15 protein-coding genes and 1 pseudogene are annotated in these 16,222 nt (G+C 35.4%); 9 read left to right on the top strand and 7 right to left on the bottom strand.

Features of this window, described 5'->3' with window-relative positions:
• Positions 1 to 27: 27 nt before the first annotated feature.
• Positions 28 to 144: pseudogene (locus tag MKX78_RS24540) on the top strand (tyrosine-type recombinase/integrase); the annotation flags it as partial.
• A 144-nt stretch (positions 145 to 288) separates the two neighbouring features.
• On the opposite strand, the gene MKX78_RS23890 reads toward MKX78_RS24540, so the two are convergent.
• The 7 genes from MKX78_RS23890 to MKX78_RS23860 all read right to left on the bottom strand — a co-directional run bounded on the left by MKX78_RS23890 (position 289) and on the right by MKX78_RS23860 (position 7,834).
• Complete coding sequence (locus MKX78_RS23890; protein WP_341052907.1) at positions 289 to 1,359, bottom strand: GerAB/ArcD/ProY family transporter; 1,071 nt, start codon at positions 1,357 to 1,359, stop codon at positions 289 to 291.
• Between the two features lie 33 nt (positions 1,360 to 1,392).
• Complete coding sequence (locus MKX78_RS23885; protein WP_341052905.1) at positions 1,393 to 2,583, bottom strand: Ger(x)C family spore germination protein; 1,191 nt, start codon at positions 2,581 to 2,583, stop codon at positions 1,393 to 1,395.
• On the bottom strand, positions 2,583 to 4,148 hold the full coding sequence (locus tag MKX78_RS23880) for a spore germination protein (RefSeq protein WP_009336473.1): 1,566 nt from the start codon (positions 4,146 to 4,148) through the stop codon (positions 2,583 to 2,585). Before MKX78_RS23880 ends, MKX78_RS23885 begins: the two co-directional genes overlap by 1 nt.
• A 712-nt stretch (positions 4,149 to 4,860) precedes the next feature.
• Positions 4,861 to 5,121, bottom strand: coding sequence for a hypothetical protein (locus MKX78_RS23875; RefSeq protein ID WP_251162689.1), 261 nt, complete (start codon positions 5,119 to 5,121; stop codon positions 4,861 to 4,863).
• 39 nt (positions 5,122 to 5,160) lie between these two features.
• Positions 5,161 to 5,505: a zinc ribbon domain-containing protein YjdM gene (locus MKX78_RS23870; RefSeq protein ID WP_251162688.1), complete on the bottom strand. Its 345-nt coding sequence runs from the start codon at positions 5,503 to 5,505 to the stop codon at positions 5,161 to 5,163.
• Positions 5,506 to 5,707: 202 nt separating this feature from the next.
• On the bottom strand, positions 5,708 to 6,046 hold the full coding sequence (locus MKX78_RS23865; protein WP_251162687.1) for an ArsR/SmtB family transcription factor: 339 nt from the start codon (positions 6,044 to 6,046) through the stop codon (positions 5,708 to 5,710).
• 27 nt (positions 6,047 to 6,073) lie between these two features.
• Positions 6,074 to 7,834: a SulP family inorganic anion transporter gene (locus MKX78_RS23860; RefSeq protein WP_251162686.1), complete on the bottom strand. Its 1,761-nt coding sequence runs from the start codon at positions 7,832 to 7,834 to the stop codon at positions 6,074 to 6,076.
• A 578-nt stretch (positions 7,835 to 8,412) separates the two neighbouring features.
• On the opposite strand from MKX78_RS23860, the gene MKX78_RS23855 reads away from it, so the two are divergent.
• The 8 genes from MKX78_RS23855 to MKX78_RS23820 all read left to right on the top strand — a co-directional run bounded on the left by MKX78_RS23855 (position 8,413) and on the right by MKX78_RS23820 (position 16,064).
• Positions 8,413 to 8,616, top strand: a complete 204-nt coding sequence (locus MKX78_RS23855; protein ID WP_251162685.1) for a hypothetical protein — start codon at positions 8,413 to 8,415, stop codon at positions 8,614 to 8,616.
• A 148-nt stretch (positions 8,617 to 8,764) separates the two neighbouring features.
• Positions 8,765 to 9,223 (top strand): DNA mismatch repair protein, encoded by a 459-nt coding sequence (locus tag MKX78_RS23850; RefSeq protein ID WP_251162684.1) that lies wholly within the window; start codon positions 8,765 to 8,767, stop codon positions 9,221 to 9,223.
• 73 nt (positions 9,224 to 9,296) lie between these two features.
• Positions 9,297 to 9,464 carry a YtzI protein gene (gene ytzI / locus MKX78_RS23845; RefSeq protein ID WP_251162683.1) on the top strand — a complete coding sequence of 56 codons (168 nt, stop codon included), beginning with the start codon at positions 9,297 to 9,299 and terminating at the stop codon, positions 9,462 to 9,464.
• 806 nt (positions 9,465 to 10,270) lie between these two features.
• Complete coding sequence (locus MKX78_RS23840) at positions 10,271 to 10,936, top strand: recombinase family protein (protein ID WP_251162682.1); 666 nt, start codon at positions 10,271 to 10,273, stop codon at positions 10,934 to 10,936.
• Positions 10,888 to 13,833 carry a Tn3 family transposase gene (locus MKX78_RS23835; RefSeq protein WP_370873369.1) on the top strand — a complete coding sequence of 982 codons (2,946 nt, stop codon included), beginning with the start codon at positions 10,888 to 10,890 and terminating at the stop codon, positions 13,831 to 13,833. The genes MKX78_RS23840 and MKX78_RS23835 overlap by 49 nt, the downstream gene beginning before the upstream one ends.
• Positions 13,834 to 14,606: 773 nt before the next feature.
• Positions 14,607 to 15,176, top strand: a complete 570-nt coding sequence (locus MKX78_RS23830) for a recombinase family protein (RefSeq protein WP_095373808.1) — start codon at positions 14,607 to 14,609, stop codon at positions 15,174 to 15,176.
• Between the two features lie 229 nt (positions 15,177 to 15,405).
• Positions 15,406 to 15,567, top strand: a complete 162-nt coding sequence (locus MKX78_RS23825) for a hypothetical protein (RefSeq protein ID WP_180317085.1) — start codon at positions 15,406 to 15,408, stop codon at positions 15,565 to 15,567.
• A gap of 287 nt (positions 15,568 to 15,854) precedes the next feature.
• Entirely contained in the window at positions 15,855 to 16,064 is a 210-nt protein-coding gene (locus MKX78_RS23820) for a hypothetical protein (RefSeq protein ID WP_095373810.1), read from the top strand.
• Positions 16,065 to 16,222 lie beyond the last annotated feature (158 nt).

The raw sequence follows: 16,222 nt of genomic DNA, 5'->3' as shown, positions 1-16,222 counted from the left end.
CCAGCTAATATCCCATCAAGATATTAGCTTGAGGACTTTGAGGTTGATGCGAGAAAAATTCATATACGTGATCGAGGTGAATTGTCCAATCTAGCTGAAATTAAAACGGTATGTAGTCCCCGTAGTATTGATGTATCTGCACAATGATAGGGTGCTTGCCTTGCTTACTTTTTTATCAACTGATAGTTATACTTTTAAAATCATAACTCTGAAAATACCCCCTTATCTAGCAATGATTTTTGCAAAACTTAAGACATAAGGTAAGCATCACTTTTCCCTTTTTGGGAGCTAACTCTGCTTTGTTTTTCCTTTTAAATAAGAGATACCTAGTAACAAAAATGGAATAGGAAACAGGACAATCATATATGCGTAAATATCTAATGTTTTATCTAGCCGAAGATGTTCTTTTGATAAATAGTACGTACCAAGGAATACGAGTAAAACAAACCCCGTAAACCCAAATCGTCTTATCCACTTTGAGGAAACCTTTGATACAGTTATATCATAAGCGATTCGGAAGTATAGACTGCAGCGTATGTATGTCCCTACAGCCATTAATAGTAATCCATAAATATCAAAACGATCAATGAATCCTAAACTAATAATTCGTACTGACTCTAATGCGGGATATACAGAATTATCAGCCTGACCTAATCCGAAAATCGTAATACTACCTATAGTTGTTGAAAACATCATAAGTGCATTTAACAAAATTCCAATACTCCATAGTAAAAACATTCGTTTTTCACGAATGTTTTGAATGGGTAGAAATAAAAGTAGTAATAATTCTACCCATATACTTAAAATTATCAAAGATCCCCATAATATTGGATTCCAACCAAACTCAAATATAGGTTGGAGCTCACTCCAATCTTTCATTGGTCTGTCCAAAATCGTGACTGTATGTCCAGCCGCCATAGCAATTATTGCTAGTATTCCTGCCGTTAATGCAATTCTTTTAATACCTTTTGAAGCTGCATAAACAAAGAATAACAAAAACCAGACCAGTATAGCCAATCGTGGTGTCTCAGGAAAAAAGGCAATGTAGATAAAATCAACTAACAAAGCAAACGAGAAAATTGTTAAAAATAAAAAGTAGATAATGAAAATTATCTTTATCATCACTCCAAAAGGTTTTCCTAATAAATTGTGAAGCATATCAGAAATATTTTGTTTTGGGTATTTAAGTCTCAAACGATAAATGGAGATTGCCAACGTAAATGCTGCCGGAAGTGATATAATTATGGAAATCCAAGCATCTCTCCCAGCAACATCGAGCATTAACGGAAGAATCACGACATGTCCCATGATTGGAAGCGTCATTATTAATAAAAAAAGTGTCTCCCATTTCGTTAACATATCAGTAATCTCCTTCTTCATTGTCCATAGAATCTATCGTTTATAAGGGTTGTTATAAGGCTTTTTGTGATTTTTTTCTACACTTTTATTAATAAGACCTTGATGAGTAATATTTGTATGAACATCAATCATTATATCTGCATTAGAAAAAATCTCATTCCATTCAGATTGGACATTTTTCCATTGTTTAGGATATTTTCTGTAGGTTTCCAGTCCAATTCCTGATATATCAGTCTTTATTACCTTTTGAAGCTTATTCAAAGTTAAACGTACGGATTTTTCAGTCTGATTTGATACTTCTTCTTCAACTTTACTTATCCATTGATCATTTATATTCCTATTCGTAGTATTATCAGCTAAAGTTCCCTCTATCTCGATTTTCAGATATGCTTCAAGCTGATTACCATCTAATGTTGGATTTATTTCCGTTTCTAATTTCTTTATCTCTACAGAGATCTTCTCCTTGTCATTCAGAGATACAGTTTTACTTCGAGATACAGTTTTACTTCCGCCTTTTACCTTGTTTAAAAGGACATTCAGCCCAACAGTTTCATCTGTATTCAGTTTACCGACCATTTTATAAGTGTTAATAACAGCAGTGCCGTCTATTGAAGTAATTGCTTTACCCTTTTCTTTTCTTGTTCGAATTATCGGCAAATAGGCATTAGGAATAGGGCCCTCAATTAACTTATAAAATTCATACATTTTTACGGATGTAAATTCAGCAATATATTGTGTTTGTTCTAAAGCAGAAACTATTTCTGCCGAAGAAAGATCTTCATAAAGTGTAGAAGTACCCAAAATATCAATTGGCTTTTCTTCTGTAATGAAAAGATAACTATTCAAACGAAACATTTGATCGCGTCTGCTTTCATCAAGGTAGTCAATAAAATTATCTTTTGCTAATTCCTCACCAATCACCCATAAACGAGTATGCTCAAAATAAAGCCGACGTTTCGCATCTTTTATGAATTCTCTTGCGCCTTGTATCAATGAGTCCGCGTCTCTTTCTAATAGAATATTTTGGCCATTTCCTCCGCCCCCCTCTCCTCCACCTTGTTCACTTGGTCCAGTTGGTTTTATGATTTCGACGCTAATTCGTAATTGTCCGTTAGATTTATCCAACCCTATCCCATGTACAAGTGCTGATTTATCAAGTTCTTGACTACTCCAACAGCCGGTTAATAAAAATAATAATGGGATGATAGTTAGCATCCTTACCATCATTTATCACCTGTTTTAGGTAAGGATCTAATTCTAGTCTTACGCTGATTCGGTATACTTTTTGGTCGCTGTTTTTTCCACCTCAACGGCAAACGAATCAGTGAATCTTTCCAATCCTGAAAATAAAAAGGTGCAAATGGCGCCATAAATGGAATCCCAAACGATGTTAAAGAGATCATATGTGTTAATAAACCGAGCATGGCGACAATTAGTCCATATCCCCCGAATAAGCTACTAGCAATAAATAATCCTATCCTAAGAAGTGCGGTGACGTCTGCAATTGGGGTGATAACAAAGGCAGCAATGTACGATATGGATACAACAATAATGGTCGGTGCACCAACAAGTCCGGCTGAGACTGAGACTTGTCCCAGAATCAAAGCACCAACAATACTTAACGCTGAGCCAATTTGTTGAGGAAGTCTGACACCAGCCTCACGGACAACTTCAAACATTAAAATCATCATGGCAATTTCCATTGCTAGAGGGAATGGGACCGTCTCTCGCGCTTGAATAATAGGGACAATCATATCAGATGGAATCATCACCTTATGAAAATTAATAGCTGCAATATAAATGCCTGGTAAAGAAATACTGATTACAAATGACACGAAACGCAGCATTCGAATGAAGGAACTATAATAGGGTCGAGAACTGTAATCTTCTATACTTTTTATATTTTCAAGAAATAGGGATGGAACAAACAAACTGACCGAATCCCCATTTACAATGATCACAATTCTTCCTTCCATTAATAAGGCTGAAGCTTTGTCAGGACGTTCTGTATTTCCAATCGTAGGAAAGATTGAAAAGGGATGGTCTTCGATGAATTGTTCGATTTCCCCTGAATTATTTATCTCATCCACTTTAATTTGTTCTAATCTTTGTTTGATCCGTTCAATCAATTTTGGATCCGCAATGTCCTTTACATATCCGATTGTAATATCCGTTTGACTATATTCACCAATTTTAATTGTTTCAAACTGTAAAGAAGGATGTGAGATTCTTCGCCGTAACAATGCAATATTAGTAGGTGATGATTCAATAAATCCGTCATGTGCTCCTCTCACAGCTCGATCAGATTGAGGTTCGGAGATTGCTCGAACCTCGTACCCTGGTGCATTTAGCAGTAATCCTTCACTATACCCATCCAGTAATAGTAACGTATTTCCCTTCAGTATTTGGTATACAGATTTTTCTAGATTATTTTCCTTCTTTGTGTTAAAAATAGAAATTCTTTCTTTTACTTGTTTTAATTCTTCTCCCATAGTGCTATCTAGAGATTCCTTAGTCAGTGGCTCTAATACATTATTGCGAATGGCATCTTCATCAATTAACCCGTCTACTATAACTAGTAGAGCTTTCAATGTGCGACCGTCATGTAATGGAATGATGAAATCATGAAAAATGATATCATCACTTGAATCTAACAGTTGTTTTAGTTTTTCTTCATTTTTATGAACATCCGATGAGAACAAAATTGAATTATTAAATTGTTCTTCCTGTGTCCATTTAGTATTTTGCTTCATTTTTTGCATAATGGATTTAATTTTTAAATAACGCATAGTTTAACCCATCCTAGAAAAGTTTGTTTTTTATACTGTTATTATGGCTTTTATAACTAATAATATGTGCCGTTTTTGGAAATGATATGTTAATGATTTTTGCGCGAATTACATTAATTTACTGGGAATTTATTAATATAGGGGTACCGCCAGCAAAACGCGGATTTACAACGTTAAGGATATTCCAGTATTAAAAATCCCAATCTCTCAGTGATTTAAATGAGAAATTGGGATTTAATTATTCAACGATTGGGTAGTTATCTACAGTATCAGCTCATAAAAGTTGAAAGAATGCACCTTTTATCGTTGATTACATGTAGTCATAGATACACGTATTAAGGACGTGACTTGAGCCCCCAGTGGGTACAATTGATACTTTAGGCTTAGTATGTTTTCCATCAGGCAACGAGCCTATCTATCACACCTACCGCGCTAACGCTTACTGTCCTTGAAGTTTAATCTGGAAGAAGTACACTTCCACACTAAACTTCAAGGTTGTTTCTTTCTCCAGTTACCCAAGTCTATTTCCCCATACCTTTGGATACGTTGAATACTATAAGAAATATCAGTATATAATGTTTCCACATAGATAGAAATCTGGTCGTTTTTGTATCATTACATACGTTAGATACGGTAGAAAAACATACTGTAGATAAGCGCCTGATTATGGAATAGTATAGAAGACTGACTAAAATACCCTTTATTAAAAATTTTAATAAAGGGTATGATCCAAAAAATTTATGCCTTTTTTTGCTTCCCATTCTTTTCTTAGGTCTTGTTTTGATAAATTTATAGCTGTTTTATCATTTTCACTCTCACCAAAACCAATAATTTTTTTATCATCTTTTTGATCATAAGAAGAATACGCGTGAAATAATCCATTTTTAAGCTTAAAAACAGCTGTTCTTATAGTATCCCCGATTTCGTCTTTAGTTTTTATATAGTAGAAGGTTGATGAAATTTGTGTCTCCATTTTTTCACACCTTTTTCAAATGATACCCTTTAGAAACATTTATATCTTTTTAACAAATTCAGATTTTAATTGCATAGCTCCAATACCATCAATTTTACAATCAATATCATGATCTCCGTCAACTAAACGTATATTTTTAACTTTTGTACCTATTTTTACGACTAATGAACTTCCTTTTACTTTAAGGTCTTTGATAACTGTTACAGAATCACCATCATTTAAGACATTTCCATTTGCATCTTTGAAAATCTTTTTATCTTCACTATTATCATTTTCTTTTTCTAATAAAGTCCACTCATGAGCACATTCTGGACAAACAAAAAGACTTCCGTCTTCGTAAGTGTATTCTGAACTACATTTTGGGCAATTTGGCACATTAACCATAATTTCTTTCCTCCATTCATTATTGTTAATTCTATATGAGAGTTAATTTCAATTTCCTTTTTTAAAACTTCGTAAGAATAGCAATTACGAACTTGAAAGCGAGTTCCTTATATGATTATATCCTGTCATGATCTCTTGAATTAGATGAAATTCATTTAAACTCTTTTCAAATTTGAAGAAAAGGTTATCCTTTTCTTTTTTTCTATTCCTCATTATCTGTATCATTGAATTTATCTAACATTGTTATCGTATCAACAAGGTGATTATTAAAAATTTGACGAGCAACACTGAGCAACTCAATAATCATAGGATCTCTTAAGGAATAAACGACCCGATTACCATCTTTGGTACCTGTAACTATATTTTTTGCTCTCAAGACTGTTAATTGCTGCGATACTGCCGAACCTTCACTTCCTACAAGATTTTGAATTTCATTTACATTTTTGTCTCCGTCAGCTAAAAGTTCAAGAATTCTTATTCTAAGTGGATGAGCAAGAGCTTTAAAAAATTCAGCTTTAAACCGTTGCATTTCTAAGTTCAATTTATTTCCCTCTCTTTCTAGATACAATTAAGATGTCGTAACTACTTTTCCTTTTTTTTCAATGTTCTCATGTGCACCCGAAAAGACTGTACATTCCCTAAAAGCAAAATGTTTGCATCCAAGACATTTGTCCTTATTTAGATGTTCAAGTGCAAAATCTATTGCATTTCCAGTACGATCAAAAAAACGCCCTTCTCCTATATATTCAAATAAACCTGTTTTTACTAGAACGCTTTTAGGTTGAGGTTTAATACCAGATATCAATACAACCCCGTGTTTGGAAAAATCCTTTACGATACTTGATAAATAAGATTCACCCGTTGTATCCATAAAAGGGACTTTTCCCATTCTTAAGAGTAAAACTCTCGGTTTGTAGTTGATCGTATTCATTATTGAGTGCTCAAACGCTTGAGCAGTCCCAAAAAATAAAGGACCTTCTACATTATAAATACTAATTTGAGGACAGTCACGAGCATCTGTCACCATTTTAGATTCCATCTTTTCATGTTTATTGTTTGGGTTAGGTAGTGCCTTGACTGTTACCGTAATATCGCTCATTCTTTTTGTAAATAAAACCACTGCTAATAAAAGACCTATTTCAACAGCAACTGTAAGATTAACAAAAACCGTTAATAAAAAAGTAACAACTAGAACAAGTGAATCTTCCGTTTTTGTTTTTAACACGTGATAAAATACATGCCTCTCACTCATGTTCCACGCTACAACCATTAAGATAGGGGCCATACTGGCTAATGGGATACTTGAAGCATAAGGAGCAAGAAGTACTAATACTAACAAAACGACAATTCCATGAATCATTCCGGAAAATGGCGAGAACGCACCATTTTTGATATTTGTCGCTGTTCTGGCTATGGCTCCTGTTGCAGGAATTCCACCAAATAAAGGAGTAATCATATTAGCGATACCTTGACCAATTAATTCTCGATTACTATTATGCTTACTATTTGTCATACCATCAGCGACCACTGCAGATAATAAAGATTCGATACCCCCAAGCAATGCAATTACAAAAGCTGGCCCAATTAATTGTTGCACGCGTTCAAAGGTCATTTCAGGTACCTTAAAATGAGGTAAGGCACTTGGAATCTCACCAAATGTTGAGCCAATTGTGGCTATTTGATTAGGATAAAATATGCTGGCTATCACTGTAGAAAATAATAATCCTATTAGTGGTCCTGGAACCTTCGGGGAAAATTTTGGCGTTAACAAGACCGCAATAAGGCATATTCCAGCAGTTAATACACTATAAAAATTAATAGAATGAATGTGAATGATAATTTCTCTGATATTACTTAAAAAGGTTTCATGTTTTTCTACCCCTGTAAGGCCTAGAAAATTAGCAATCTGACCCACAAAAATAATGACGGCTATTCCTGATGTGAAGCCTATAGTCACTGGCCTTGGAATGAATTTAATTAATGAACCAAGTTTAAAAATCCCCATTAAAAATAGGATAATACCTGCAAAAAATCCAGCAATTAATAAGTTTTCATATCCATAAGTCATGACTATTCCAAATAAAATAGGAATAAAGGCTCCTGTAGGTCCACCAATTTGATACCTTGACCCACCAAATAGTGAAATTAAAATACCTGCAATAATTGTAGTATATATTCCATATTCGGGTTTAACACCAGAAGCAATTGCAAACGCCATACCCAAAGGTATAGCAATGACACCAACGACTAGACCAGACAATAGGTCTTTTTGAAAATTCGGTAAAGAATACCCATTATATCTCCCAGTAAAAAACCATTTATGTTGCATAACCAACCCTTCTTCGTTTATAATATTTGCATATCTCTATATCTGATTATTTGAATATATTATGATATGAATTTACACTGTTTCCTTAATTATGTCAAAAGGAATTTTTGAGGTGAAATACATGAGAATAGGAGCAAGGGTTTTGTTTAATAACACAATATATAAAATTTTATATATTTTATCCAACGGGATATTTTAAACATACTATTAACCCAATTAATCTCAAACGAACAATCGAAAAAGTACAAGAACAAAAAGTAGAACAACGGTAGAGTATGTGTCTTTTCTCTTTTCGTAATATAATTATTGCTTTTCAACATTGGATAAGAGACTACAATACCTGCTCCTACTGCTGAACGCCTATATAATAAACAAAGTAGTTTTTGAAGGTACTTACTGAGTGTTTTGCTTAAGTTAAGGAATATTTTAAATACCTATTGCACTTTTTGGAACTAATTGACTTCCTTTTTACCTGTGCTCTCATTATGTCCAAGCACCAGCCTAAGAACATAATTAATGGAAATAGGAAATATCCCCCTTTATAGAAAGATAGAATTACTAGTAAGGATGGTGGGGAAATGGACATAAAATCTTACAAGGATAAAGACGGGAACAAGGTTGTTATAGGTGATCTAGTTGAGGTCATTTATCATGAACCTAATGTCGAAAAAATAGGTAAGGTAGTAGCTATAGAAAAAATAGGTCACTATGTTTGGATAAACTTAGAGGGGGAAGGACATATTTGGATGCGGGGCACAAGGCATACTAGAAAATTATACTAAATGGGCAGAACTAAGAGGTGGACAATGTGGGCAGAATAACGTTCATAGGTACGTGGATGGATACATAGTTACCTGTTTGCCATGGTCGGATTGGGTAAAAAATTGGTTAATCTAAGGGAGAAATTTAATTGCGGATGGAGCGAATAAGTTGAGTATAGAAATAAAAAGAGAAGACATTATCCAATATGGATTGAAGGTACTTCAATTAGTTGGGTCACATTATATTTGTGAGGTTTGTATAAAAAGTGGGAACTCTTGTTGTCAAGGGTGTGAGCTTTTAAAAGACGGTTTAGGGTGCCAAAAAAGAAATACTAGTTGTACTGCTTGGTTATGTGGTTTACAAAAATTCTTTTTAAATGAAATTGAATTGTTAGATGAGTGGGAAAACTTATGGGAACAGGTCCCTGGACAATGGTTCCGTAGGGATAACACCCCAGAAACAATAAAAATAAAATCATTACTTAATCATGAACAGTTAGATAGTAAAATAGGAAAACTGATGGCTGAAAAGTTAGAATTGTTTGTAAAAGAGGGAGGAAATATAGATAAGTTAGAAAGAAAGTTGAACCTAGATTTTGATCTTAGAAATTCAGAAAACTTTATATAGAAGATAGTAAGGTCATGTAAATTTATAAATAAAATCATTTAGTTATATAAATATTTGAGGAGGAACTATAAAAATGGCGAATTTTTTGATTGTAAGCTTAGTCATTATCTTTATTATCTTAATATTAAGTTTAACCACTACATCGAAAGCATACCAATATAAACATACTATTGACCCAGTTGATCCCCATTCAGCTGCTAACAATTCAAAAAAACAAGAAAATGACAATCAACAACGATAGAACAGTGTATCAAACGGTTGTTCCAATTCAGTTTTTTTGTTTCCTTATAATAAAAAGAGCACAATAATAAAATTCAGAAATTTCCTATTACTCAAGTATTTCCTAATGTTAAGGAAAGGTTACTTTCGTTATTAGTTACTTATAAACATCATTCCTACATCGGCTCTGACAGATTCCGTAAGCCCCGAGTAGCTGTTGTAATTCACTAGGTCTATTAATTCTTAAATTTCTTTTTTAAATTTCATTAAAGGATGTTTGAATGAGACCATTATTAACTTTTCGCTCAACAGCGTTACGGTAAATATCTACTAATAAATCATTCGATACTAACATCTCCAAGGATCTATCATTTATTATAACCTCAAATATATACTCTTTTTTTAATATTATGTGATTTATCGGTTTTATTATGTAACATCCATTAAACGGATATACAAGGTTCTTATTTAAAAATACATCGTTGATAAAATCAACGTTTCAAGCTTCTTCAGAATCCTCTTACTACATAAAAAATTGGTTTTATGCAACCTCTATTTCCTGTATTAATCTTACAAAGGTAACCTAATAACGTTTTTAAACAACGCTAATAATGTATTTATTTACTGGTTTAAATATCTTTATTGTCATTTAACAACAGTAATGTAAGGTATTTTTCATATTATGGTTACTGTCAAAAAGTATACTTTATGACACGTTGGAAAACAGATAATATTCTGTGTGTCAAAAAGTGTGCTTTTTTATTTTGAAACATTTCATTTTGTTGATATACTTTTTGACATAGTTTAATAGTTTAGGAGTTGATATTTTTGAAACTAGGGTACGCTCGCGTTTCTGCTAAGGATCAAAATCCAGAACGGCAGCTTAAAAAATTCCGTGAACTTGGAATTGAAGAACGTTATATCTTTATTGACAAGCAAAGTGGAAAAGATTTTAATCGGCCGCAGTATCAGGCGATGCTTTTAATCATTCGCGAAGGGGATTTGATATATCTTGATGCACTGGACCGATTAGGTCGGGACTATGATGGTATTATTCGAGAGTGGAAGTATATTACACGGCAGCTAAACGCAGATATCGTGGTACTAGAAAATGAGACGCTTTTTGATAGCCGAAAATTCCGAAGAATGGGCGATCTTGGAAAGTTAATGGAGGACCAATTTTTAAGCCTGCTTTCTTATGTAGCCGAGCAAGAACGTAAAAAAAATAAGCAACGGCAAGCCGAAGGAATTGAAGTGGCAAAGAAGAAGGGTGTGAGATTTGGGCGACGTAAGTACGAGATTAATGCAGATTTTATTCGGGTGTATGATGAGTGGAAATCTGGATCAATCACTGCGACGGAAGGAATGAAGCGTCTTGATTTAAAGCCAAATACTTTTTATCGACGTGTAAAGGAGTATGAAAATCAAAGAAAGGAGCAGATACCTTGCGCGGTAAAGAACTTCTTACAACAGACCAGCGACAAGAATGGATGACCCCTCCCAATGGTGAATGGGAGCTTGCTACTTACTATACCTTCTCGCAACATGATTTGGAAATCATAAATCGTCACCGACGAGACTACAACCGGTTAGGCTTTGCTGTCCAATTAGCACTACTCCGTTATCCAGGATGGAGCTTAACTGATATAAAGGAGATCCCCGACTTCTTGCTTGACTATTTGGCAAAACAGTTGGATATTGAGCCAGGAGTATTTTCCTTATATGCCCGAAGGGGAAACACTCTATGGGATCATCTGAAAGAAATCCGTAAGGAATATGGATTTACCACGTTTACAACGAGCGATTATCGACGATTGTTGAAGTACTTATTTAAGCTGGCGCTGGAAAACGGGAATGCTATTCATTTGATTCGAGCAGCATTAGACGAGCTGCGTCGTTCAAAAATAATCCTGCCGGCCATTACAACGATTGAAAGGGTCGTATGGGAAGCACGTCACCGTGCAGAAGAACGGATTTACCGCCAGATCCATGTCTCTCTAACTTCTTACCAAAAACAGAAACTAGACAAGCTTATCGAACCTGTGGTGGGTACTGGAAAAACAAAACTTGGTTGGCTAAAAGAAACGACAGGACAATTCTCTCCTGAAGCCTTTTTAAAGGTTATTGAACGGTTAGATTATATACGGAGCTTGCAACTAAATATCGATACTAAAACGATCCATCCCAACCGATTAAGACAGCTCTCGCGCCTTGGCGCACGATACGAGCCACAATCCTTTCGACGTTTCCATGAAGCAAAACGATATACAATATTGGTGGCGTACCTATTGGATCTTAGTCAAGATTTAGTTGACCAGGCATTTGAGATCCACGATAAGCAAATCTTAACCTTGCAATCAAAAGGACGAAAACAACAAGAGGAGCTTCAGAAACAAAACGGCAAAGCTGTAAATGAAAAAGTTATTCATTATGCTGACTTAGGATCTGCTCTTATTAAAGCACGAGGTGAGGGTATTGATCCTTTTGTTATGCTAGAAACGGTCATGCCGTGGGGAAAGTTTGTTGAATCTGTAGAAGAAGCAAAGAAACTATCACGGCCACTTGACTATGATTATTTGGATCTTTTAGAAAGTCGGTTTAATTATCTTCGAAAATACACACCTACCCTACTAAATGCATTGGAATTTCGTTCTACAAAGTCAGCTGAACCATTGACAAGAGCGCTCAATACCATTCGAGAGATGAACGATACCGGAAAACGAAAAGTACCTGAAGGTGCTCCTTTAGATTTCATATCGAACCGATGGCAAAAGCATGTTTTCGATGAAGACGGAACCATTAACCGGCATTACTACGAAATGGCTGCTCTTACGGAATTACGAAACTATGTGAGATCCGGAGATGTTTCTATTGTCGGAAGCAAACAACATAAAGACTTCGACGAGTACCTAGTACCACAAGACGAATGGAAATCTACTCAGGCAACTGGTACTAGATTAGCCGTTGGTCTAAGTGTTGAAGACTATCTTGAGGAAAGAACTACGTCTCTCCTACGTCGATTGCAATGTATTAGTGACAACATCGATGCACTTGAAGGAGTCAATGTAGAAAAGGGTAGATTGCATGTTCATCGGCTAGAGAAGGACGTACCAGAAGAAGCGAAACAATATAGTTCCACTCTTTACGGCATGCTGCCACGAGTGAAGCTGACAGACCTACTTTTAGAAGTGTCAAGTTGGACAGGGTTTGACGAGCAGTTTATCCATGCTTCGACCAATCGTCAACCTAATGCTGAAGAAAAACAGATTGTTCTGGCATCGCTCATGGCAATGGGTACCAATATTGGCTTAACAAAAATGGCTGATGCAACGCCTGGTATCTCGTATCATCAAATGGCCAATGCTGCTCAATGGCGAATGTACGATGATGCAATGAACAGAGCACAAGCAACACTTGTGAACTTTCATCATCGCCGATCATTAGCATCTTATTGGGGGGATGGAAGCACATCTTCATCCGATGGTATGCGCGTGCAAGTAGGAGTTTCGTCTCTCAGTGCCGATCCTAACCCACATTACGGATCAGGCAGAGGAGCTACTATTTATCGATTCGTCAGCGATCAATATTCATCGTTCTATACGAAAGTTATTAATACAAACGCTCGTGATGCAGTGCATGTCATCGATGGCCTTTTGCATCATGAGTCGGACTTATCAACTGAGGAGCATTATACGGATACAGCTGGTTATACAGATCAGATATTTGGTTTGACTCATTTACTGGGATTTCGATTTGCCCCCCGTCTTCGTGATTTATCAGACTCAAAGCTCTATGTGATCGGAAAACCTAGAGACTTTTCAAAATTGGAGAATCTTCTACGCGGCCAAATAAATATGAAGGTCATACGTGAAAATTACGATGATGTTTTACATCTGGCACATTCTATTAGAGAGGGTAAAGTGTCCGGTGCGCTCATTATGGGTAAGCTTGGCTCCTATGCACGACAGAACAAGGTTGCCCAGGCACTTAGAGAGATGGGACGAATAGAAAAGACCATCTTTATCCTGGACTACATCTCAAGCGAATCGATGCGTCGCCGTATTCAACGCGGTTTAAACAAAGGAGAAGCAATGAATGCTCTGGCACGAGCAATTTTCTTTGGTAAACATGGAGAGCTGAGAGAACGTGCTTTACAGGATCAATTGCAGCGTGCGAGTGCTTTGAACATCCTGATTAATGCGATTAGCGTTTGGAATACAGTTTATCTAGGAAAAGCAACGGATCTATCACGGAGTAAAGGAGCGTTACGAGAGGATTTATTAAAACATGTGTCTCCATTGGGATGGGAGCATATCAACTTTCTTGGCGAGTATCGTTTTGACCCAAAAGGAGTTACTACCTTAGAATCATTACGACCGTTAAACCAATGATAGCTATCAGCCGGTTACACTTTATCGTGGTAAAAACCGGCTATTTTTGTATCCGAATTCCCTTAACGTTGTAAATCCGCGTTTTACTGGTGGTACCCCATATAGAAAGGTGGGGAGTAAGGTGGATCAAACAAAGTTAATAAAATGATGATAGCTCTTAATATGAATTTTTCATGGTTATTGGGTATATTGGCTGGTTTAAATATTATTTTTTTTCCGTATGCAGGGGAAGATTCTCTTTTCCAGGCTTGGGCTAAAATATGTCTTATTACATTTTTTCAATGAAGACGAACAAATAACAAGAACAAAATAGGTTATATAAGCATGGTATACATATGAGTGAAGACATTATTAAAAATGTCCTTGGAACAAAACCAAGAGCTAGACATAAAGAGCAATATATTAATAATTAAGATCAATGCTTTTCAAATCCTATTATACATAGGGAAATCTTAAGCTTCGAATTCACTTTCTAATAATTCCTTCTCTTATTCAAGAAAATAGCCCTTTTCTTGAATAATTAACGTGTTTGAGAGGTAAATTTAATCACACTCAAGCACACATAAATTTTAAACACTAAATTAATAAACTTTTTACTCAACTAGATTACCAAAAACCAGTGTTTTTGTAATGCCCCCCCATCGCCCTGTTACCCTTTGATTTTATTAAGATTAGCAGTTACCAAAAATAATTACCAAAAGTATTATCAAATACCTTTACAATAATTGCCCCTCTAGTAAAATAAAAATATACAAGTTTATTGGAGGTTACAAATGATAATTGGTTATGCTCGGGTATCTACTATTGACCAAAATATAGATCGGCAAATTGGTATGCTTAATGAATATGGTTGTGAAAAAATAGTTGAGGAGAAATTCACTGGTACAGTTAAAGATAGAAAAGGACTTCATCAACTTTTTGATGTCATCCGGAAAGGCGATACAGTTGTAGTGGAGAGCATCTCCCGTTTAGGACGTAAAACATTGGATATCCTCAACATTATTCAACAGTTAGAAGAGATGGGGGTGCAATTCATTTCTTTAAAAGAAAATATGGATACAAGAACCTCTACAGGCAAAGCCATGTTCCAAATGATGTGTGTCATTGCAGAATTAGAAAGAAACCTTATTGCTGAGAGAGTAAAGGAAGGACTTGAAGCAAGTAAAAGGCGTGGGAAAACATTAGGTAGACCCAAGTTGGATAAAGAAAAGCTTGCTGTTGCGCTAAGGATGTATGATAGTGAGGAATATTCCATAAAGGAGATTGTCTCGGCAACTGGAATATCACAAGGTTCCTTATACAGAGCAGTCAATAGAAGAAAGCTTGAAGAACTAAAAAAATAGGATTTTATTACTTCTCCAAAGTTACTTTGCGGTCTACAGCAGGAACCCTGTCACTAGGCCTTTAAGGTTTGTACAATCTTCATTTGACCAAATTGCTGAACTAGCTTTCGCTTTAGATGTCACTCCTTCTTCAGCGACTGCAATCTTATTAGATGCTGCTGTTAGAAATACAGATGTGGTTAATAACTATTTGAAGGAATACGTTGAAGAAACCTTGGATAATAACCGGATGCGCGAATTAAAAGAAGTTCTGGACTATATTAATAAAAATAATCCATATGACGAAGAAATTACTTTATCCAGTCTTGTCAGATATTTATTTGAAGATTTGATGGATGGTACACGCAATATAACGAAAGTTATTGGTAATTGGCTTGATAAATATAAATAAAGGTAACCTTAGAATAAGTCTAGGACAATATAATTGTGTCCTAGACTTATTTATTAATGAGAGTCTTTTTCTTGGTTAGAAGGAGAAAAATCATTTAAGGGTTTTACGTCATTCCCTCTTAAACAAGTTGAGATTTTTTGTATAGGCTGATAAAAGTTATGGAGTATATATGATAGATTCATAAGGGAAATTGTAGTAATATAGACTAGTAACTTATTATGGCGGATAGTGTAGTGGGTAGGTTCACTTTCTTTGTTCCAACTAGGAACGGGAAGGAGGTGAACCAGGTGGAAATAATTGCAGTAATGATTGTAGGAATATTTTTAGAAAATCCTACAGTAGTGAACGCAGGATTAGACACAGCCCATTTCTTTTTGGATGTTTTTAAAGATGTAATCTCTAATGTCCTTTCGGACTTGATTATAGCTTGCATTCCAATGAAAAAGAACCACTCATCTGCCGACCAAAGCGATTGTGGTTCTTCTTCTAACGAATGATTTTGATTTAAAGTTAGTTTGAACGTTTCCCACTTGCTATTCGCTGTAGGGAGTTACGCTTAAAGTCTAGTGCGTCAACACTAGGCTTTTTTGTTGCAAGACGTTTTCGGCTATAGTAAATTTTACTTCGCGCACAAACGTGTGTGTCAAGTGTTGTA

Source organism: Cytobacillus sp. FSL R5-0569, assembly GCF_038007265.1.
Lineage (GTDB): Bacteria > Bacillota > Bacilli > Bacillales > Cytobacillaceae > Cytobacillus > Cytobacillus kochii.
The sequence above is the reverse complement of the archived record's forward strand: the minus strand, read 5'-3'. Positions and strand labels throughout refer to the sequence as shown.

Excerpts from the sequence above, each read along its gene's own strand:
- MKX78_RS23880 (WP_009336473.1), bottom strand. The coding sequence starts at position 4,148 with ATGCGTTATTTAAAAATTAAATCCATTATGCAAAAAATGAAGCAAAAT.
- MKX78_RS23870 (WP_251162688.1), bottom strand. The coding sequence starts at position 5,505 with ATGGTTAATGTGCCAAATTGCCCAAAATGTAGTTCAGAATACACTTAC.
- MKX78_RS23855 (WP_251162685.1), top strand. The coding sequence starts at position 8,413 with ATGGACATAAAATCTTACAAGGATAAAGACGGGAACAAGGTTGTTATA.
- MKX78_RS23885 (WP_341052905.1), bottom strand. The coding sequence starts at position 2,583 with ATGGTAAGGATGCTAACTATCATCCCATTATTATTTTTATTAACCGGC.
- MKX78_RS23875 (WP_251162689.1), bottom strand. The coding sequence starts at position 5,121 with ATGGAGACACAAATTTCATCAACCTTCTACTATATAAAAACTAAAGAC.
- MKX78_RS23830 (WP_095373808.1), top strand. The coding sequence starts at position 14,607 with ATGATAATTGGTTATGCTCGGGTATCTACTATTGACCAAAATATAGAT.
- MKX78_RS23890 (WP_341052907.1), bottom strand. The coding sequence starts at position 1,359 with ATGTTAACGAAATGGGAGACACTTTTTTTATTAATAATGACGCTTCCA.
- ytzI (WP_251162683.1), top strand. The coding sequence starts at position 9,297 with ATGGCGAATTTTTTGATTGTAAGCTTAGTCATTATCTTTATTATCTTA.
- MKX78_RS23825 (WP_180317085.1), top strand. The coding sequence starts at position 15,406 with ATGCGCGAATTAAAAGAAGTTCTGGACTATATTAATAAAAATAATCCA.
- MKX78_RS23860 (WP_251162686.1), bottom strand. The coding sequence starts at position 7,834 with ATGCAACATAAATGGTTTTTTACTGGGAGATATAATGGGTATTCTTTA.